Annotated in this window: 16 protein-coding genes and 1 pseudogene; 13 read left to right on the plus strand and 4 right to left on the minus strand. The window is 55.5% G+C overall.

Annotated features, from left to right (window positions below; genetic code table 11):
• The first annotated feature begins 138 nt into the window (after window positions 1-138).
• The 5 genes from DA718_RS25170 to DA718_RS25190 are packed head-to-tail and all read left to right on the plus strand — an operon-like array spanning window position 139 to window position 4,930.
• Complete coding sequence (locus tag DA718_RS25170) at window positions 139-1,596, plus strand: MFS transporter (protein ID WP_112216416.1); 1,458 nt, start codon at window positions 139-141, stop codon at window positions 1,594-1,596.
• 52 nt (window positions 1,597-1,648) lie between these two features.
• Window positions 1,649-2,752, plus strand: coding sequence for a mandelate racemase/muconate lactonizing enzyme family protein (locus DA718_RS25175; RefSeq protein ID WP_112216415.1), 1,104 nt, complete (start codon window positions 1,649-1,651; stop codon window positions 2,750-2,752).
• A gap of 24 nt (window positions 2,753-2,776) precedes the next feature.
• Window positions 2,777-3,604, plus strand: a complete 828-nt coding sequence (locus DA718_RS25180) for an SDR family oxidoreductase (RefSeq protein WP_110276648.1) — start codon at window positions 2,777-2,779, stop codon at window positions 3,602-3,604.
• Window positions 3,598-4,509 (plus strand): dihydrodipicolinate synthase family protein, encoded by a 912-nt coding sequence (locus tag DA718_RS25185; RefSeq protein ID WP_112216414.1) that lies wholly within the window; start codon window positions 3,598-3,600, stop codon window positions 4,507-4,509. The genes DA718_RS25180 and DA718_RS25185 overlap by 7 nt, the downstream gene beginning before the upstream one ends.
• Window positions 4,496-4,930, plus strand: coding sequence for a GlcG/HbpS family heme-binding protein (locus DA718_RS25190; protein WP_112216413.1), 435 nt, complete (start codon window positions 4,496-4,498; stop codon window positions 4,928-4,930). Before DA718_RS25185 ends, DA718_RS25190 begins: the two co-directional genes overlap by 14 nt.
• 110 nt (window positions 4,931-5,040) lie before the next feature.
• On the opposite strand, the gene DA718_RS25195 is transcribed toward DA718_RS25190, so the two are convergent.
• The 3 genes from DA718_RS25195 to DA718_RS25205 form a co-directional block, all read right to left on the minus strand.
• Complete coding sequence (locus DA718_RS25195; protein ID WP_185930811.1) at window positions 5,041-6,051, minus strand: LacI family DNA-binding transcriptional regulator; 1,011 nt, start codon at window positions 6,049-6,051, stop codon at window positions 5,041-5,043.
• 159 nt (window positions 6,052-6,210) lie between these two features.
• Entirely contained in the window at window positions 6,211-7,212 is a 1,002-nt protein-coding gene (locus DA718_RS25200) for a LacI family DNA-binding transcriptional regulator (protein WP_110276644.1), read from the minus strand.
• Window positions 7,213-7,283: 71 nt separating this feature from the next.
• Complete coding sequence (locus tag DA718_RS25205; protein ID WP_112216411.1) at window positions 7,284-7,838, minus strand: D-lyxose/D-mannose family sugar isomerase; 555 nt, start codon at window positions 7,836-7,838, stop codon at window positions 7,284-7,286.
• Window positions 7,839-8,069: 231 nt separating this feature from the next.
• Between DA718_RS25205 and DA718_RS25210 the strand changes: the two genes are divergently transcribed.
• The 5 genes from DA718_RS25210 (at window position 8,070) to DA718_RS25230 (ending at window position 14,219) form a co-directional block, all read left to right on the plus strand.
• Window positions 8,070-9,104 carry an NAD(P)-dependent alcohol dehydrogenase gene (locus DA718_RS25210; protein ID WP_112216410.1) on the plus strand — a complete coding sequence of 345 codons (1,035 nt, stop codon included), beginning with the start codon at window positions 8,070-8,072 and terminating at the stop codon, window positions 9,102-9,104.
• A 4-nt stretch (window positions 9,105-9,108) separates the two neighbouring features.
• Window positions 9,109-10,626 (plus strand): xylulokinase, encoded by a 1,518-nt coding sequence (xylB, locus tag DA718_RS25215; RefSeq protein WP_112216409.1) that lies wholly within the window; start codon window positions 9,109-9,111, stop codon window positions 10,624-10,626.
• Window positions 10,623-12,128 carry a sugar ABC transporter ATP-binding protein gene (locus DA718_RS25220; protein WP_110276641.1) on the plus strand — a complete coding sequence of 502 codons (1,506 nt, stop codon included), beginning with the start codon at window positions 10,623-10,625 and terminating at the stop codon, window positions 12,126-12,128. The genes xylB and DA718_RS25220 overlap by 4 nt, the downstream gene beginning before the upstream one ends.
• Before the next feature lie 74 nt (window positions 12,129-12,202).
• Complete coding sequence (locus tag DA718_RS25225; protein WP_376767713.1) at window positions 12,203-13,180, plus strand: ABC transporter permease; 978 nt, start codon at window positions 12,203-12,205, stop codon at window positions 13,178-13,180.
• Window positions 13,181-13,211: 31 nt separating this feature from the next.
• Window positions 13,212-14,219, plus strand: a complete 1,008-nt coding sequence (locus DA718_RS25230; protein WP_112216407.1) for a substrate-binding domain-containing protein — start codon at window positions 13,212-13,214, stop codon at window positions 14,217-14,219.
• An 83-nt stretch (window positions 14,220-14,302) separates the two neighbouring features.
• Here the strand turns inward: DA718_RS25230 and DA718_RS25235 are convergent, their stop codons facing one another.
• Window positions 14,303-15,337 carry a DUF1176 domain-containing protein gene (locus DA718_RS25235; RefSeq protein WP_112216406.1) on the minus strand — a complete coding sequence of 345 codons (1,035 nt, stop codon included), beginning with the start codon at window positions 15,335-15,337 and terminating at the stop codon, window positions 14,303-14,305.
• 899 nt (window positions 15,338-16,236) lie between these two features.
• Here DA718_RS25235 and DA718_RS25240 point away from each other — a divergent pair.
• From DA718_RS25240 to DA718_RS25250, 3 genes and pseudogenes are all read left to right on the plus strand, one after another.
• Window positions 16,237-16,353 (plus strand): annotated as a pseudogene (locus DA718_RS25240) (transposase); the annotation flags it as partial.
• 953 nt (window positions 16,354-17,306) lie between these two features.
• Window positions 17,307-18,350: a TRAP transporter substrate-binding protein gene (locus DA718_RS25245; RefSeq protein WP_112216405.1), complete on the plus strand. Its 1,044-nt coding sequence runs from the start codon at window positions 17,307-17,309 to the stop codon at window positions 18,348-18,350.
• A gap of 73 nt (window positions 18,351-18,423) precedes the next feature.
• Window positions 18,424-20,298, plus strand: a complete 1,875-nt coding sequence (locus tag DA718_RS25250) for a TRAP transporter large permease (protein ID WP_112216404.1) — start codon at window positions 18,424-18,426, stop codon at window positions 20,296-20,298.
• The last annotated feature ends 103 nt before the right edge of the window (window positions 20,299-20,401 follow it).

Here is a 20,401-nt window from a genome sequence, read left to right on the forward strand (position 1 = left end):
ATTCGCTTATGTAATTTTTACGTTGTTAGCGATCCTGGCAAACATCCGCTTAATTCGTCTCTTTATCGCCCATAAAGAGCGGGTCAACGCGCATCTGTCCGGGCGGGCCTTTTGCTTGCCCGGACGAGAGAGGATTATATGTATCAGCAGCAACATATTGAATTTATTATCCAAAAGGCAAAGAAACGGCTCGACCTACAGGAAGCCCCCGGCTGTACCAAAGCGGGATGGCTAATGATCACCGCATTATTAATTGAGTCATGGGATATTTATTCCATGGCGTTTATCTTATTCGCCCTGAAAGATATTTATGAACCTAGCAGTTGGCTGCTCGGTTTTACCGCCGCCGGTACTCAGCTCGGCGCGGTTATCGGCGCGCTGCTCGGCGGCTGGCTGACCGACAAACTCGGACGGCGCAAAATTTTCCTCTGGTCGATGATCCTGTTCGCGATTTTCGCCGTGCTTCAGGGCCTGGCGCCCAATATGTACTGGCTGGCGATTATTCGCTGCCTCGCCGGGATCCCGGTGGGCGCGGACGTGGCCAACGGCTTTACCTACATCATGGAGGTGATGCCGAAAGGCAAGCGCGAAGTGATGGCGAACCGCTGGCAGTTTATGTTCGCGCTGGGAATTATCGCCGCTATCCTGCTGGTCACTACTCTGGTCGCGCTTGATGTTCACCCGGATATGATCTGGCGCATCGTGCTGGCGGTTCCGGCGATCCCTGCCTGTCTGCTGCTGTTTATGCGTCGGGAGTTACCGGAAACCCCAGCCTGGTTTGTGGAACGCGGCCGCTTTATCGAAGCTAAAAAAGCCTCCCGCGAATATTACGGCGAACAGGATGGCCGCCTGCTGGACGACATTCTACCCAACGAAAACGTCACTATCGCCGACCCGACGCTCAAAGAGACGTTGCACGATCTGTTCCGCCGCCCGTTTACCCGCCGCACAACCCTGTTCGGCTGGTTCTCCTGCGCCGTACAGTCGTTTGAAAACTATGCCTTCTCGTTCTTCCTACCGCTGATTCTCGTCACCATCGGTATTTCCGGACAGATTCAGAACAACCTCGCCCTGCTGGCGGTGAACTGCATCGCCGCGCTCTCGGCGTTCGTTGGCCCACTGCTGTTGCCGAAACTCGGCCATAAAGGGCTGAGCAAATACGGCTTCCTGCTGGTGACCATCGGTATCTCGATTTCGGCGTGGGGCGTCTATAGCAGCAGCTTCGCTTTTATCATCTTCGGCGCAGCGCTGATGCTATGGGGTCACTACTGGGACTCTGAAAGCGGGATGACGGTCATCTCCCTCGTGGCAAAACCGCGTTACCGCGGCGTGGCTTCCGGTATCGGCTACACCATCGTCAAGGTCACCGCCTTCGTCACGACTCTGGTATTCCCGGCCCTGTTTGAGGCAGTCGGCGTGCCAGTCGCCTCAATGATTATCGCTATCGCGCCGTTCTGCGCCTTCCTCGCCTCCATTTTCCTGCTGCCGGAAGTCTTCGGCCATGCGGTGGGCGACGAAAATGATCAAGAACATGACGCCAGCCCGGCAATCGTCCTGCAGGGTCATGAATCACCGGCCTCAACCTCTAAACATTAACCGCCCGGGCCGCAGAGGCGGCCCCCGCTGAACACATAAAGGAAGGAATCAGATGAACAGCACAAAAATGCCCGTGATTGAAAATATCGAACTGATGACCGCCCGCGTTCCGCTGCCGGAAGGCCCCTGGGGAGATCAGATTCACCACGTCACCGATATCGAAGTGGCGATTGTTGATGTCTACGGTTCAAACGGTCACGTTGGTACCGGCTTTAGCCACACTTCCGGCTGGTGTGGAAAAACCATCTCCGCGCTGATAGCCGAGATTATCCCGGACGTGATCGGCCAGCCGCTCTCGCCGCGCGGCCTGTGGCATCGTTCATATAAACACGTTCACGACGTCGGCGGCGCGGGCGTCACCACCCATGCTCTGGCAGCGCTGGATATTGCCTACTGGGATCTCCTGGGCAAAACCCTCAACGCGCCGATCATCGATATTATTGGCCGCGTTCGCGATCGCGTTCCGCTGTACGGCAGCGGCATCAACTTGCATCTGTCCATTGAGGAAGTGATCGACCAGGTCAAACGCTGGAAAAGCACCGGCTACCTGGCAGCGAAAGTGAAGGTCGGTAAACCGACGCTGGAAGAAGACGTGGAGCGGCTGCGCAAAATCCAGGAGGCCGTTCCAGGCTTCCCGCTGGCGGTTGACGCCAACCAGGGCTGGAACTTCCCGCAGGCGCTGCGCGCGTTCAAGCTGTTCGAGCCGCTCAATCTGTTATGGATTGAAGAGCCTCTGCCCTCCGACGATATCACCGGCCATCTCAAGCTTCGCGAACGCAGCACTACGCCTATCGCGCTGGGCGAAAACGTCTATAACTTAAACCAGTTCACGCAATACATCGAGAGCGGCTGTGCGGATTACATCCAGGCGGATCTCGGACGCGTCGGCGGGATCACCGGTTATCTGGATATCGCCGCCGTCGCCCGTGCGCACAACCTGCCGATGACGCCGCATTTTGTCATGGAGCTCAGCGCCAGCCTGCTGGCGACGGTACCGAATATCTCATACGCCGAAATGACCGACGGTGGACGCTGGAAGGATCTGCGCATTATCGCCGAGGCGGGCGAAGAGGTGGACGGCTACTACGTGCCGAGCGAACGACCAGGCCACGGCATCATTCTCGATCGTGACTATCTCGCAACACACAAAATCTAACCACTCAGTGATGGGGAAAGGACAATGGAAGACACGTTATTCTCAGTTAAAGACAAGGTCATCATTGTGACCGGCGGCCTTGGACAGCTGGGGGCGCAGTACGTGAAGACCTTACATGAGCGCGGCGCAAAGGTGGCGGCGCTAGCCACCCGTGTCGATGCCGCACGTATCGATCGCGTGCTAGGGGCGATAAAGGACTCCGACCGCCTGCTTTGCGCGGAAGTGAATATTACCGACAAAGCCAGTATTAACCGGGTTCTTGATAGCATCGAAGCAAAATGGGGCGTGCCGGATGGTCTGGTAAACAATGCAGGTGTTGATACCCAGCCCAGCGCGCCGCCGGAAGTGTCCGGCCCGTTTGAGGAGTTTCCGGAAGAGGTATTCCGCGAAGTGGTGGAAGTGAATCTGGTCGGCACCTTCCTGATGACTCAGCAGGTTGGCAAGCGTATGAAACTGGCCGGCAAAGGCGGTTCGATTATCAACGTCGGCTCGATCTACGGCGTGGTCTCCCCGGTGCAGGATATCTATAGCTATAAAAAAGAGGACACCGGCATTCCTTTCGTTAAACCGGTGGCCTATTCGGCGGCAAAATCCGGGCTGTATAACTTTACCCGCTACTGCGCTACCTACTGGGGCCGCGACGGCATTCGCGTCAATACCCTGACCCTTTCCGGCGTTGAGCGTAGCGACCAGGATCCGCGTTTTCAGAAAAACTACACCAACCGTATTCCGATTGGACGGATGGCAAAACCCCATGAGTACAACGGTGCGGTGGTGTTCCTGCTCTCCGACGCGTCGGTCTATATGACCGGCTCCAACGTGGTGGTGGATGGAGGCTGGACCGCATGGTAAACGATAAATGGCAGGTTTTCCGCGGCATTATCTCCGCCGTGGTGACGCCGATGCACGCCGACGAGTCGGTAAACTATGCGGCGCTGGACACCCTCGCCCGCGCCCAGCTGGCGCGCGGGGTTGAAGGCTTTTACTGCTGCGGCTCCTCCGGAGAGGGGCCGTTACTGCGTTTCGATGAGCGCAGGCAGGTGCTGGCAACGCTGGTACAGGCGGCGGAGGGCAAAGTGCCGGTGATCTCCCACGTCGGAACACCGCGCACCCGGGATGCCGTCGAGCTGGCAAAAAGCGCCGAGCAGGACGGGGCCAGCGCGGTATCGCTGGTGCCGCCCTACTACTACAAATATAGCCGCGAGGAGATTATCGCCTACTACCGTCGGGTACTGGACGCCATTTCGATTCCGGTGATTTTGTATAATATTCCGCAGTTTACCGGCGTCGAGCTTGACCATCAGACCGCCGAAGCGCTGCTCGGCGACGAGCAGGTGCTGGGGGTGAAGCACACTTCGCATAACCTCTACTCGCTGGAGCGGATGATCGCCCGCTATCCGGACAAAGTGTTCTTTAACGGTTTCGATGAGATCTTCCTTTCCAGCCTCGCGGCAGGTGCGACGGCCACCGTCGGCACCACGGTCAACCTCCAGCCGGAGTTGTTTCTCGCTCTGCGCAGCGCGTTTAAGCAGGGCGATATCGCCCGGGCGCAGCGCTTACAGCAGCAGATTAACGAAGTCGTGGAAAACCTGGTGGCGCGCGGCGTGTTTCAGTCGGCGAAGTATCTTGCCGGTAAAGAGACCGTCGAAACAGGACCAACCCGCGAGCCGTTTGTGGCGCTGACGGCGGCGCAGAAAGGGGAGCTGGATGAACTCTATCTGCGCTTACGGGGGTATATCGCCGATGCCCGGCAATGACAGGCTGTGTACCCAGAACCGCCTGAACGATAGCGCCGTTTGCCAGCAGGTGGCGCTGTTTTTACAGGAGACCGAAGGCGATGCACAGACCAAGGGCCTGGCGATAGCGGTGGTGGGGCCGGAGGGCGAGTTTATCGCTTTCGGCGCACACGCTCGCTGTCCGCCGCTGCCGCGTCAGCTGGCACAGCGCAAGGCCTGGACTGCCCTGCGCTTTCGCCGTCCGACGGCAAGGCTTGCGGAAGAAGTCAACGTTGGCACTCTACGGCTGGAGATGTTTCACGACCCGCAGCTGCTGGCAATGCCGGGCGGCGCGCCGGTGATGCTTGATGGGCTGGCGATAGGCGGCGTTGGGATCAGCGGCCTGCCGCCGGAGTTAGACGCCGAGTTGGCAGCACAGTTTGTTCAGCGCCTGATTGCGTAATCGTTCCCGGAGGCGGTGCTGCGCACCTGTCCGGGCTACGCGTCATATGCCAGCTCCGACGCTCTTTCCCCCCTCTCTCTTCCTGGGAGAGGGTCTTTTCCGACCCCCACTTAACTCCGTTGATTTTCCACCGACAAAGGGCGGTGAATGAGCGTCATCGGCACCGTGATCTTCACGTCGGCATTTTCGCCCTGCAGCTTCTGCTGCATCAGATGAAACGCGTGCTGGGCCCAGGCGTCTTCGTCCTGACGCATCGACCACACCGCATTCGGCAGGAACCCTAACATTTGATGTTCATCGAAGGTGCCTATCGGGATATCCGACGGAATAAAACCATATGTTTCCCGCAGCGCGCTCAGGGTCCCTTCCAGAATCGGCAACGATGAGGCGATAAATGCCTTCGGCGGCTCCCGATGCTGGCGGAGAAAATCGAGCATCAGCTGCTTACCCTCTTCCTGACGGTTATGGCTGGCCGACAAAATCCACTCTTTCCCGGCGGGCAGTTCGCTCAGGTAGCCCTGCAAACGACGCTGGATCGACGGCTGCTGGGTATCCCCGGCGATAAAAAAAATCGGCGAAACGTCTACTGCCTGGGTCATCGCCTGCACCAGCTTTTTACTGCCGTTGTAGTTATCACTCACCACCAGCGATACGTCGCTCTCACCAAAATCGCGGTCGAGCAGCACCAGCGGCCGCTTACGCGCCACCTTCTGATGATGCAACTGCGTTTCCCGGGTAGAAGGCACCACAAAGAGCCCATCGACATTACGCGCCAGCAGGCCTTCAACCAGACTGTTTTCATGCTCGCTGTCGCTGTAGGTACAGGCGATCATTAGTTGATACCCTGCCTGACGGCAGCAGGCTTCCAGCTTTTCCGCCAGGGTGGAGAAAAACAGGTTCGACAGGCGTGGGATCACCAGCCCTAAGGTCTCGGTTTTATTCAGCTTCAGGCTGCGGGCGATATGGTTAACGACCAGCCCATTCTCAGCAACGTAATCATTAATACGCTGCTGCGTTTTGGCGCTGATGCGATACTGCTCAGCTTTGCCACCTAGCACGAGGCGCACGGTGGTAATCGAGATTTCCAGCGCCCTGGCGACTTGCTCAACGGTTTTGGCCATAAACTCATTTTCCATAACGAACAGAACGGCTTAATCATAAACTAATTCGAGTTAGCAATACATTAGCTGAGCTGTTATTTTGAACAATGCGTCAACATGGCGAGTTAATGACAATTATTGTGCTGGTATTTGCGCCGGTCAACGACCTGCGCAAGCGAATCAGGGCAGCATTTTACCGCGCACGACCACTTTACCCGGTTTGCTCTCCGGGTCAGTCACCCGGCGAATCGCCAGATTCAGCGCCTGCCAGGCGATCTCCTGCAGATCGTGAGAAACGCAGGGAAAATGGAAACCGTAGATCCCGGCATGGGAGACTTCATCAATGCTGAACAGAGAGACCTGTTGCTTAAGATCTAATTGATGCTCAAGGCAGGCTTTGATAATCCCCAGCGAGATCTGGTTATTGCAGCCGACGAAAAAATCCGGCGCCGGGTTGTTAGCCAACCAACGGCTGGTCTCCTGCCACGCGATATCCATAAAGAAGTCCGCATACAGGACTTCGAAAGATTCAACTTTCCCCAGCAGCGCCGCCTGTAGACCCGTGACCCTCTCCCTGGCGACATTGGAGTTTTCCGGCCCGGAGACCACCACCACGCGCTGCGCTTTCTGCTCCAGCAGCCAGCGACCAGCCTGCAGGCCGCAGTCGAGATTATCGATATAGACCCCGCTACAGTGGCGGTCATCAAGCTCCCTGTCCACCAGCACCACCGGAATATTGAGCATTTCCAGCCGCTTAAGATAGGACGGACGATACTGATGATCGTTGGAGATCACCGACAAAATGATCGCATCGACGTTATAGCCGATCAGCTTTTCGATAATCCGATCTTCGCTCTCCTGAGATTCATAGGAGTCGAACACCAGCGTGTCGTAGCCCATCTTTTGCGCTTCGAGGGTGATAAGCCGCGTCAGGCCACCAAAAAAGGGGTTGGCCATATCGGGATTGACGATACCGATGGTTTTGCTGGTTTTCGCCCGCAGATTGCGCGCGGCAGCATTGACTACATAGCCAAGGCTGGCCGCCGTTTCGCGAATGCGCTGCAGCGTTTCCGGATGCACTTTGTCCGGCTGAGAAAATGCCCGCGAGGCAGTAATTTTACTGACGTTTGCCTGCGCGGCGACGCTAGCCAGCGTCGCCTTCCGTCCACGACCGACTGCCAAATGCAGCTCCTTAGTTAAAAAGCATCATTTTGTATCATTTACGTTATCATGACAGAACTCTCACTATGATGCTAACACTTTACTCCAGCCAGACGATTTACTCTGGGATCGGTAAAAACATCCAGTTCATCGCGGCTTTCGGAAGAAAACTCCGATACCACTGCCCCATGCTCTCCGGCCTGAAACCAGTGGCGGGTGTTGGGCGCGATAGTGTACTGCTCACCGGGGCGAAGTCGAATGTAGCGATCGCAGGTATACCACGCCTCACTGCCTTCCGGGACCTGACATATCGGTTCGCCGCTGGCGTCATTCGGCGTCAGGCTAGGGTCGTCGACAAACAGATAAACCTCACCCCAGCGGCAGCGGAAGGTTTCCTGCTTACCGGGCGTCCCGGCGAAAGGCGGGTGCAAATGCTCCGGACACGTCTGGCGTGGAAACAGCACCAGCTCTTTGGCGCAGTAGCGCGGCGAGTTGGTGTACGTCAGAAGCTGCAGGCCGGAAAGCGGGTAGTCAGGCAAACCAAATGTCGCAATTTCAATATGTTGCCTTTCCTCGTTCGTTAAAACGATCTCAGCTAATTGCAGGAAATGAAGCGTGCGTTGAACGGCATCAGTCGGTGTATTCATCGTATCCTCTGTTTTTAAAACGGTATCGTTAACACTACCGCCAGCATTTAACCCGCCATTAAGGTTTCATTTCCGTGATATGAATCGCTTCAGTAAGTTACATTAGATCATCATGATTAACATATTTTGAATATTTTTAACCTCAGTCACAGTTTTTACTTCATATTTACTCCAGGATCGTCGCACCAAAATGATACCGATACCATCAAAATGATTACAAAGAGAGGTCACATGAAAGCATTAGTGTTGGCAGAAGCCGGTAAAATCGCTATCGAAGATCGCAGCTTTGACGAAGTGCTCGGCGACAACGATGTACAAATCAAAATTCACTCCGTCGGCATTTGCGGTAGCGACGTGCATTACTACCAGCACGGACGCATTGGTCCTTTTATCGTTGAAGCGCCGATGGTACTCGGGCACGAAGCAGCAGGCGTGGTGCTGGCAACGGGTAAAAACGTCACCCACGTTAAAGCCGGGGATCGTGTTTGCATGGAGCCGGGGATCCCGGATTTTAACTCTGCGCAAACCCGCGCAGGGATCTACAACCTCGACCCGGCGGTACGCTTTTGGGCCACCCCGCCGATCCACGGCTGCCTGCGTGAAACCGTAATTCATCCAGGCGCGTTCACCTTCAAATTACCGGATAACGTCAGCTTTGCCGAAGGTGCGATGGTCGAGCCGCTGGCGATCGGAATGCATGCTGCCACCAAAGCAGGGATCAAACCTGGCGATATCGCCCTGGTGATCGGTGCAGGTCCTATTGGCGTTGTCACCGCGTTGGCAGCGCTGGCGGGCGGCTGTTCCGATGTCATCATCTGCGATCTGTTTGATGAGAAGCTGGCGGTTGCCGCCAACTATGAAGGCCTGCATGCGGTGAATATCAAAACCGGCGATCTGGCAGGTAAAGTCGCTGAGCTGACCAGCGGTAACGGCGCAGATATCGTCTTCGAATGCAGCGGTGCAAAACCAGCAATCGCCACCCTGGCTGAACACGCCGCGCCGGGTGCGACCGCCGTACTGGTGGGGATGCCGATCGATGCCGCGCCGATGGATATCGTCGCCGCCCAGGCCAAAGAGATCACCTTCAAAACCATCTTCCGCTACGCCAACATGTATCCGCGCACTCTGCGTCTGCTGAGCAGCGGCAAACTGCAGGTACAGCCGCTGATTAGCCAGACCTATAAGTTTGTCGACAGCGTCGCCGCCTTCGAACGCGCCGCCGCCGGTCATGCATCCGATATCAAAATTATGCTGGAAATGGAGTGATCCCATGGCGCTCTATGCTGGCATAGACTGCGGTACGCAGGGGACAAAAGTGGTGATTGTCGACAGCCAACAGGGCGCGATCCTCGGTGAGGGCAGCGCGCCTCACCGCCTTATCAGCGACTCTAACGGGCGTCGCGAGCAGGAAGCCGACTGGTGGATCGAGGCGCTCATCGTGGCCTTCCACCAGGCCGTAGCCCAGGCGCAGGTCGATCCTCTGGAGATTCAGGCGCTGGGCGTTTCCGGCCAGCAGCATGGCTTTGTGCCGCTGGATGAGCAAGGCAACGTGCTGCACAGCGTGAAGCTGTGGTGCGACACCGAAACTGCGGAAGAGAACGCCCTGCTGTTGCAACAACTCGGCGGCGTTGAGGGATCGCTGGCGAAGCTTGGCCTGATGGTTGCCACCGGCTACACCGCCTCAAAAATTCTCTGGTTTAAGAGCCACCATCCGGCGCTGTGGGCACGACTGCACACCGTGCTGCTGCCCCATGACTATCTGAATTTCTGGCTTACCGGTGAGCGGGTCGCCGAGTACGGCGATGCCTCCGGCACCGGCCTGCTTAACGTCCGCACCCGCCAGTGGGACAAAGCCACGGTGGATCTTATCGATAATACCGGCCGTTTGTGGCAAGCGCTGCCGCCGCTAAAAAGCGCGGAGAGCTGCATCGGAACCTTACGTCCGGAAGCCGCAGCGAAGCTCGGCCTTAGCCCGGCAACCCGCGTCTCGACCGGCGGTGGCGATAATATGATGGCGGCCATCGGCTGCGGCAACATCGCGGCGGGCACGGTCACCATGAGCCTCGGCACCTCCGGTACGCTGTTTGCGTGGTCCGGCGAACCGGTCAACGCGGAATCCGAAATGATTGCCGGGTTCTGCTCCAGCACCAACGGCTGGCTGCCGCTGATTTGCACGATGAACGTCACGTCGGCCACGACCGCCATTCAGACGTTGCTGAACGAGGATATCGCCGGTTTCAACGCCCTGCTGGCCCAGGCCACACCGGGCGCGGGCGGCGTCGAGATGCTGCCGTTCTTCAACGGCGAACGGGTTCCGCAGCTACCGCACGCTCGCGCCAGTCTGCATAACCTCGATAGCGATAACTTTACCCGCGCCAACCTTTGCATGGCAGTCGTGGAGAGCGCCACCTATGGCCTGCGCTACGGTATCGAACTGTTCCGCCGTCAGGGCATCGACGCCCGCGAGATTCGTCTTACCGGCGGCGGCGCGCGCAGCGCTGGTTGGCGGCAGATTGTTGCCGACGTGATGGGCTGTCCGGTGGTATGCCTGAACGTCAAAGAAGCGGCGGCCCTGGGCGGCGCAATTCAGGCTATCTGGGCCACCAGCCTGGCGGATCGCCCCGAACAGGACGCCCGCGCCCTGCTGGCTGAACTGTGTCAGCGCTTTGTTTCATTAGACCCGGCAACCCACACCCGACCGGACGCCAGTCGTCAGGAACAGTACGACGCACTTTATCAACGGTATCTGCAACGCCTGCAGCAGGCTTATCCGGAGGTACAACTGTGACGCGCGATCCGCATACTCAACAGCCCGCTTATCTGCTGGAAGTGACCGGCGTTCGGAAAACCTTCGGCCCGGTAGTAGCGTTAAAAAACGCTGAATTCTGTCTGCGTCGCGGCTCCATTCACGCACTGTGCGGCGGTAACGGCGCGGGCAAATCAACGTTTCTCAGCATTCTGATGGGCTTTATTCAGCCCGATGGCGGCGACATCTTTATTAACGGCCAGCGGCGCGAGTTTCATCATCCTCGCGAAGCGCTGGAGGCTGGGGTGGCCATCGTTCAGCAGGAGCTGAGTGCCATTCCGGACCTGACGGTGGCGGAGAACATCTGGCTGGGCCGCGAGCCGAAGCGCTTTGGCTTTGTCGATTTCACCACCCTTAACCAGCGCACAACCGCCCTGCTGAAGGAGCTGGAGTTCAACATTAGCGCGACGGAGAAGATGCGTAATCTGAGCGTCGCCGAGCAGCAGCTGGTGGAGATCGCCAAGGCGCTGTCCCATGCCAATGCCGACATCATCATCATGGATGAGCCAACCTCGGCAATTGGCGAAGAGGACGCGCAGAAGATCTTCCAGACCATCAAGCGCCTGGCGGACAAAGGAAAAGGGATCATCTACGTCTCGCATCGCCTGTCGGAAATTTTCCAGATTGCCGATAGCTACACCATTTTTCGCGACGGTACCTACATCCATGAAGGCTACATCGCGGATATCACTCGTGAACAGCTGATTGAGCACATCATTGGCGGCGAGTACGACAGCGAATTCGCCAAGTTCAACCAGCCTGGCGATGAAGTGATGATGGAGGTGAAGAACCTGCGCTGGCGCAACAAGATCAAGGATATCAGCCTGCAGCTTAAGCGCGGCGAGATCCTCGGCATCTACGGCCTGGTCGGATCCGGGCGCAGCGAGTTTCTCGATCTGGTGTTCGGCATTCAGCACGCTGACAGCGGCACGATCCAGATGGGTGAAAAGACGCTTGGCCGCCACTCGCCAAAAGAGGCGATCGGCTGCGGTATCGCTTATGTCACCGAGGATCGTAAAGATACTGGCCTGGTGCTGTGCCGCTCGGTCAGCGAGAACATCAATATTTCGTCGTTCGGCGCCATCAGCCGCGGCGGATTTATCAATGAGAAACAGGAGCAGGCGCGCACCAGCGAGATGATTAAACGCTTCAACGTCAAAACCCATGACGGCGAACAGCCGGTAGGCAACCTCAGCGGCGGGAACCAGCAGAAGGTGGTGCTGGGACGCTGGGCGCTGCTCGACCCGGAAGTGCTGCTGCTGGATGAGCCGACGCGCGGGATCGACGTCGGCGCAAAAAAAGAGATCTACCGCTTTATGTCGGAATTCGCCCTGAAAAATAAGGGGATCATCATGGTCTCGTCCGAACTGTCGGAAATTATCGGCATGAGCGATCGCATTCTAGTCTTTCGCGACGGCCAGCTAGCCGGAGAGCTAACGGCAGCCAATGCGACCCAGACCGAACTGATGAAACTCGCGGTTTAACAGAGAGATAAAACATGAACAGTACCAACTCCTTAACATCCGGGGTTTCGTTTTTCACCCGCAATAAGCGCCGTATGCACAAATACGGCATTATCATCGCGTTTTTCGTCCTGTGCCTGATCGTGGCGCTGATTGGCGAGTACCAGGTTTCCCAGGGTGCCTGGAGCAGCAACTATTTTCTCAGCAATGAAAACATGCTGATCGTTCTGCGTCAGGTGTCGATCAACGGCATTCTGGCAATTGGCATGACCTTCGTCATTATTACCGCCGGGGTGGATCTGTCGGTCGGATCGGTGCTGGCGCTCAGCGGGATCGTCGCCGCCCGTTTCGCCACCAATAACAGCGGACTGGCCATCGGCGATACCGCTACGGCGGTGATCATGCCGCTGATCGTAGCACTCGGTATCGGCATCGTTTGCGGGCTGATTAATGGCACGGTATTAGCTCGTTATCGTTTACAGCCGTTTATCGTCACCATGGGGATGCTTTCCGCCGCCCGTGGTTTGACCATGCTGACCACCAACGGCAACCCGGTTTCCCAGCTTAATAACGATTTCCGCTGGCTGGGCAATGGTTACGTCGGCGGCATCCCGGTGCCGGTGATTATCTTTATTTTGCTGTTCGCCCTCGCCTGGCTATTGCTGAATAAAACCATTATTGGCCGCTACGTCTACGCCGTTGGTGGCAACCCGAAAAGCGCCCGTACCTCCGGGATCAACGTCGTGCGCATCAAGGTGCTGGTGTATACCCTGTGCGGCGCGCTGGCAGGTATCGCCGGGCTGATCCTCACCGCACGAACCGGTTCGGCGCAAACCAACGCCGGAGCGGGCTATGAGCTGGACGCTATCGCCGCAGTAGTGATTGGCGGCACCAGTATGGCGGGCGGCGTCGGTACGCTGGTCGGCACCTTCTTCGGCGTGCTGATTATCGGAGTGATGAACAACGGCCTCGACCTGCTCGGCGTGCAGTCGTACTACCAACAAATTATTAAAGGCGCCCTGATCGTGGTCGCCGTTCTGCTCGACCCATCGCGTAAGCAACAGCGCGATTAATTAACCTGCAAAACCCCTACAGGAGAGAATAATGAATAAGACCAAAATAGCGTTGTTTGCTTCAGCCATGATGATGGGAAGTCTGGCGGCCGCTCAGGCGGCGCCGGTTAAAATTGCGGTGCTGATGTACGGCAACAAAGCAGAATTCGTGCAGTTGATGGAACGCTATGGCAAGGAACATCCGGCGGTGAAAAGCGGCGAAGCGGTGCTGACGTTCTATGACGGGCGCTACGATGCGTCAGTACAAAACGACCAGGCGGCCACGGCGCTCCAGACCCGCACCGATGCGATTATCGTTAACCCAATGGATTTCGAGGCTAACATCGATATCGTCACCAACGCCAAAGAGGCCAAAGTTCCGGTAGTGGTGACTAACGCCCGTCTTAACACCGAAGAGATGACCTCGGAAGTGGTCTCTAACGATGAACTGGGCGGCTATCTGGAAGCTAAAGCGGTGCTGGATAAACTCGATTGTAAGAACCATAAAGTAAACGTCGTGATCATCGAAGGTCCGAAAGGCGGCAGCGGCGAGATCCAGCGTGGTAAAGGCAACGACAAGGCTATCGCGGAGTGTGGCGCAGGCCAGGTGACGGTGCTGGAGCGGAAGACCGCGAACTGGTCGCGCGCTGAAGCCCAGCCGCTGATGGAAAACTGGCTGCAAAAACACCGCGGTAAAATCAACGGCGTAATTGGCCAGAACGATGAGATGGCGCTAGGGGCAATTGAAGCCATTAAGGGCGCGGGGCTGAACGTCAAAGACTTTGCTATCGCCGGCGTTGACGGCGTCTCCGATGCTATCCACGCGGTGCAGGCCGGAGAGATGGTCTCTATCCTTCAGGATGCGAAAGGCCAGATGCAGGGCTCTATCGACGTGGCCCTGCGGGCGGTGAAAGGCGAGAGCTACCAGCCGCAGTCGGAAATCTGGAAGCAGTACGCTAAAGACCTGAAATGGGATGGCGGTACGCAGAAGCACTACTATATTCCGTGGACCGTGGTGACCGCTGACAACGCGCAGCAGCTGCTGGACGCGCGTAAGTAATAATCTGTACCTCCTCTTCTCCTCCGGCGCTTTCCTTGATGGGTATGCCGGAGGAGATATTTTTGCCTCGTTATTTCAGCACGTTACTTTCCAGGTTTAACATCGGTTACCCAGGTGGGGAGATCCCAGGTACCGCCCAGGCGCAAATACCGACACATTCCGGTTGTTGCCTCGCGGCTTTTGCGAAACGTAGTGCCATCCCAGACCCAGTTTGCCATTCCCCAGCAATCCCCCAGACCGCGTCCTTTCTGGCTCATGAAAATCTCACCCTCGCCATACTCCGAACCTGAAACGGTAATAAGAGCGGGATTGCCTTCAAGCTTGCTATCAACCACCCAATAACCGTACCCCTCGTTATATGCCGCCCGCCAACACAGCGCTGAAATCAGCGAGTGGGCGTTATCCAGCGGCGTCAGACTAATGGTTTCTGCTTCCTCTCCCTCTTCTGGCTGGATGCGATCGCACCAGTCATCTTCAGTCAGGGTTGCCAGAAGTTTGGGCTTGAGTACCGCCAGTTCAGGCGCTGTCAGCGCTCTTTCCTGAGCCTTCTCAGGCTTAACCTGGTTAATCACCGGCGCGGGAACCGCAGCCCGGACGCTGCTCTCCGGTTTATCGCCTTTTTTGGTCAGCGCGCCCGGCGTGCCGATTCGCCCCTGAACATCGTCCATTTTCAGCAGCACCGCATAAGCCCCGTCACCGGAGAGCACAAACGGATCTGACCCGCCTTTAAACTCGATTTTTCCACTGCCTTTGACCGCATTAATAATGTCCCGGACCTGTTTGTCCGACAGTGGCCAGCTCTCTTTTCCGGGCTTCACTTCGCCCGCTGGCTGGTCATTGATCCACAGCGTCAGCTTTTCAGGATAAACATCGCTATCGGTAACCTCCGCCAGCATCAGCTCTCCTGATACCACAGTACCCGCCCCGGCCTGACGAGTGAGTAATACTGAGCCACCGGTACCTTCGTTGGGACTGTATCCCGCAGCCCGACAGGTCAGCGTGTTATCACAGACCACCTCCCAGTCTTTATGGCTAAATGAAATTCCGCTTTTTTCCGCCAGCGCAGGGGCGCTGAGCGCCGCTAATGCCAGTAATCCTGTCCAAACTCCCTTTTTCATAACGTATCTCCCTACCGGATAATTTTCCGTAGTCTGAACAATGCCCACGCCGGAGAGAAGTGTTTTCCCTTCTCTTTGGATCTTTTCAGACAATATCAGAGATAGCCCTTTTCTTTCGTCGAACATTCTCACCTTGCGACCCGTTCAGTTGATGGGGTGGAAATATATTTTTTCGATATCATCCAACATCATCTGATTATCAAAAAACATCATCCAACGTGATATTTAATCGTCTTGTGATATTTCACTCTGTCGCGTTTTTCTGGTTGTTTTTATTCTCTCACTTCATCTTTATAATTCATTTATGAATTGCGCCGTTTGGCTATTAACAGTGTCTTTCTACTGTTTATGAATTTGGATTCACATTCGCTATCACGTTATAAATCAAATGAAGATATATAGATTTTTGTGCCTGTTGCCATCGTTATTTTTAGGGCTAGCGTGCGCCGCCAGCGCATACACCATCGATAATTGTGAAGTGGGCTGCCCTGCCGCCGGAGGTTGCCCAAAGCCTGAAGACTCATAAAGGTGCGCTGGCGAAGGTATTGGGCTGCTCTTGATTTGATATTTCCATCCTGATTCAGGTATTAAATTTATATTATTGCTCGAGACTGTTTTTTGGTTATTTCAACAATTGCTCAATAACTGGCAAGGCTGTTTTATTTATTCTTAACATACAGTTGAACGCGTTTATTATATTTGATTAAATTCTGGATTTTGCGTTTATTACTGGTTAGGTTTACAGGTATTATTTAGCGCGGTGCGAATGTGCGCCAACAAACCCGCACCGCTCATCACAATTACTATTATGAAGGAAGAGTGTAAGTATCCCGCATAATCGTGCCATTCACATTTAGAGATCCTCCGGCATAATCAATCTGCCAACAAAGGAGATCGCTATGCGTAAAGCCCGTTTTACTGAGCATCAGATCATTGCCGTAATTAAATCGGTTGAAGCCGGACGAACCGTTAAAGATGTCTGCCGGGAGGCTGGTATCTCTGAAGCTACCTATTACATCTATGGACTACCCGTCTCTTCAGCGATTAACACTCTCAGTGCAATCTGCGCCAGGTCTCTCAGATATTCGCTTTCCGGCGAAGTCGGTTTTCGCGTGATCATGTGTCGTGCCGTCTCGATGAGTTTGTCGCAGCGTTCGTCAGTGAATTCCCTCACTGCCGCCTCCGTTCCCAGTGCGATTTCCGTCCGGAAGCACGTTGCTCATGGCTGAAGAACCTCAGTACATAGTGCAGAAAATCATGCTTCGGTATCCCGGTGGCGACCGCGGCCACACCGATAAAGACATCGTTGGCCTCGTAGCTGTCCACCGACAGTTCATCCCCGGATATATGTGCCGAGGTGCAGCAACAGCTGAAGGCGGCTCATTCTGCAGCTTTTCCAGTGATTTGATTTGCCCCACAGGGTGGAGAAATTGTCTTCCCTAACCTGGATGATTCGTTCTGGCAGAGCCATTGCGTGTGCTAGCCGGATGCTGCCCAGAATCCCAATGGTATGTTTCATCATCTGCACCGCGCTTTATCTGTCATTTCAATTGATACTATCACCTTGATGCCTATGTAAAAAATGTCATTTTCTAAGCGGCTATGCGTAAAAGTTATCGCCTGACAGACGCGAATCGGTTTACACAGACTGCTGTCTGCGCTCCCGGACACCGACGACGTACCGGTTTCTGTGCCTTGCCTCGCTAAACAGTGACTAAACAGCGAATACCCCGTTTCGGTTTTGTAACACTCCCCCGTAAATTAGCGATACCCGCCACAAAATTCACATATCACTCACCTTGATGAAAGGACGCATATTGCATTTGCACAGTGAGTCAGATAGCGTCTGTAACGTTACACTAAAACGTTACAGAAAATAAAATCAGCGACTTTTTCGTTAAACCAGCTGGCTGCGTCCGCCCTGCCAGATGGCGTTATCACGACCTCTACACTATGAGAAAGGATAATCATGATGAAAACAACATCGTTTCGTTCAGCCAGACGTTTTCTGGCACTCGCTTGCCTCAGTAGCGCCCTGATTGCAGGCAGTGCGCTGAGCGCTTCAGCACAGGCAGCAATCAATTTTCGTGTTTACTCGTCTCTGCCTGGAGATGACTCCTCTGCGCACTATATTTGGTTCAACCGTTTCCAGGAAAACATTAATAAAAACGAGAAGTTAAAGGGACAGATTAAGCTTAATTATTTCGCCAACGCCATGCTGGGAAAAGAAGCCGATGCCACACAGCAGGTCCGTATCGGCGCCATTAACATGATGATTTCAGGTACTTCAATCTGGGCTACGTTGGTTCCTGAAGTGGGTGTGCTGGATCTGGGTTATCTGTTTAAAGACTATGACCAGGTCGGGAAAGCGCTGGACGGCAAAGCCGGTGAGCAGCTTTCTAAGTTAATGATGGATAAAGCAAACGTGATGGTGCTGGGCTATGGCTATAACCTCGGCGCACGCAACGTGTACACCAAAAAGGCAATTGAAAAGCCGGAGGATTTAAAGAATCTGAAAATCCGCGTGCTACCGGTACCTAATTTTATCGCCACACTGAATCACATGGGGGCGGTGGCTATTCCCATGCCGGGCGGGGAAGTCTATTCCAGCCTGCAAATGGGCGTAATCGATGGCGTCGAGCATGATGCGCCCACCATCTACGCCAGCAAATATTATGAAATCATCAAAAATGGCACGCTGACCCGCCATAGCTATAACCCGCTGATGATTGCCATGAATAAGAAGAGCTTCGAGCAGATCCCGGAGTCATTACGTGCTGACGTGCTGGCCGCAGCGAAAGAGGCCACGGAATACGAACGCCAGCAGGCCAGCCAGAAAGAACTGGAAGCGATTAAAAACCTGGAGGCGAAAGGCGTCACTTTCCGGGAAACCGATCGCGCATTCTTCGCACAGGCCGTACAGCCTGTCTGGAAAGCCTTCCTGGATAAATACCCGGATCTGAAACCTATGGTGGACGAGATCAGCGCCGCAGCGCCGAGCGCCAAACCATAAGCCGTGCATCGTCGGCCTGCCAGGTTTAGCGGGTCGGCGATGTTGCCCACACAAACCATGAAAGGAGTACATCATGGCTGATATCCCGATGAAAACAAAGGATGAAAAGTCTTTGTTGACGCTGTTGGGGCGGCTGAGTCGATTTCTGACCACGTTAACGTCCTGGGCCGGAGCGCTGGTGCTGTTTATCAACGTGCTGGTGGTATTTGCTTCGGTGATCTGGCGCTACGCCCTGCACTCGCCGATCCACTGGGCGGAAGAAGTGGCGCGAGCGTTGATGATTGCGCTGGTCTTTTTTGGCGTCGCCACCTCGACCGGCAGAGGCGGGCACATTGGCGTCGATCTGTTTTTACGCTTTCTGCCTGAAAGCGTTCGCCCCTACGTAATCCACGCCAGCCGTTGGATCCTGTTTCTGGTCTCCGTCGGGCTGGTCGTTTCCAGTTATGATCTGGTACAGGCCGCGCGACTGCAAACGACCGAGACGGGCCTGCCGCAGACCATCTATGTGATTCCGGTATTAATCGGTTCTGTGGTGATGATGGTGGCTGCACTGGAACATGCGCTGCAGGAACGCGCAAAAGTGGTGTTGCTTAGCGGCGCGGGGATTATCGTGCTGGCAGCGCTGGGTTATCTGAAACTGTCGCTGATGGCCGATCCGGCCAGCGCGGCAGCGGGCCTGATGCTGATCTGCTTCGTGCTTGGCATTCTGGCCGGTGTGCCAATCGCCTTCACACTCGGCATGTCCGCAATGGTCTTTTTTATCTGTGATCCTTCCCTGCCGTTTGTCTTTTTCTCACAGCAGGTAGCGGCAGGTGTTGACCACTTTGTTCTGTTGGCGATTCCGTTCTTCTTGCTCGCCGGTGCGGCGATGGAAATCAACGGCATGTCCACGCGTCTGGTCGAACTGATTGTACGTGGCATGGGACGCTTTCGCGGCGGCCTGAACATGACCACCGTACTGTCGATGGCCTTTTTCTCTGGCATCTCCGGTTCCAAACTGGCCGATGTAGCGGCGGTCGGCGGGGTGTTAATGCCTGCAGTACGACGCGCGAAGCAGGACAGCGAAGAAGCCGCCGGGGTATTTGCCGCCTCCGCGGTGATGGCGGAAACCATTCCTCCCTGCGTGAACCTGATCGTGATGGGCTTTGTCGCCAATATCTCCATCGGTGCACTGTTTATCGCCGGCCTGATACCTGCGGCCTGCCTGCTGGTGTTGCTAATGGTCGCCGCCAACCGCTTCGGCGGAAAAATTAACGTCAGCGAAGCCTATCCGGTATTACGTCCGCGGACTCAGCTTTACCTCGGCGCCGCTGTCGGCCTGGTCATGATCTTCATGATTGGTCGTGGGGTCATGATGGGGATTGCCACCTCCACGGAAATTTCTGCCTTCGCGGTGATCTACGCCATTGTGGTGGGCCGCCTGGCGTTTGGTGAGCTGACGCTGAAAGCCACGGTGAAAATGTTCGTTGATATCGCGGCGATGTCCGGCGTCCTGCTGTTCATCGTAGCCTGTGCGACCAGCCTCTCATATGCTCTGACCATTCAGATGATCCCACAGCAGATCGCTGAACTGCTGGTTGGCATTGGCATGGAGCAAGGGGCATGGCTGTTCCTGATGTTGACCATTGTCATTCTGATCATCTTTGGTGCGGTTCTCGAAGGTGCGCCTGCATTGATCATTTTCGCCCCAATTCTGGTGCCAATAGCTATTCAGCTTGGCTTTAACCCGCTGCACTTTGGCATTGTGATGATCATGGCAATGGGCTTTGGCCTGTTTTCACCGCCAATCGGCCTGGGTCTGTACACCACCTGCGCCATTTGTGGCGTGGAAATGAAGCACGTCATCAAACCGATGGCGAAATATCTGGCGGTGGTCTTTGTCGGCATCATTATTGTCGCCATGGCGCCACCATTAACCACCTGGCTGCCCGGACTGGCCGGCTATTGATAATGAAGTCCAGTGTTTGCCACGCTCAGGTGGCAGGGATATCCACGCACAAAAAACGGCATAACGATGTCACGTCGTTATCTGATGCCGTTTAAATATGAAC

Origin of the sequence: Klebsiella huaxiensis, assembly GCF_003261575.2 — a bacterium.
GTDB classification, from domain to species: domain Bacteria; phylum Pseudomonadota; class Gammaproteobacteria; order Enterobacterales; family Enterobacteriaceae; genus Klebsiella; species Klebsiella huaxiensis.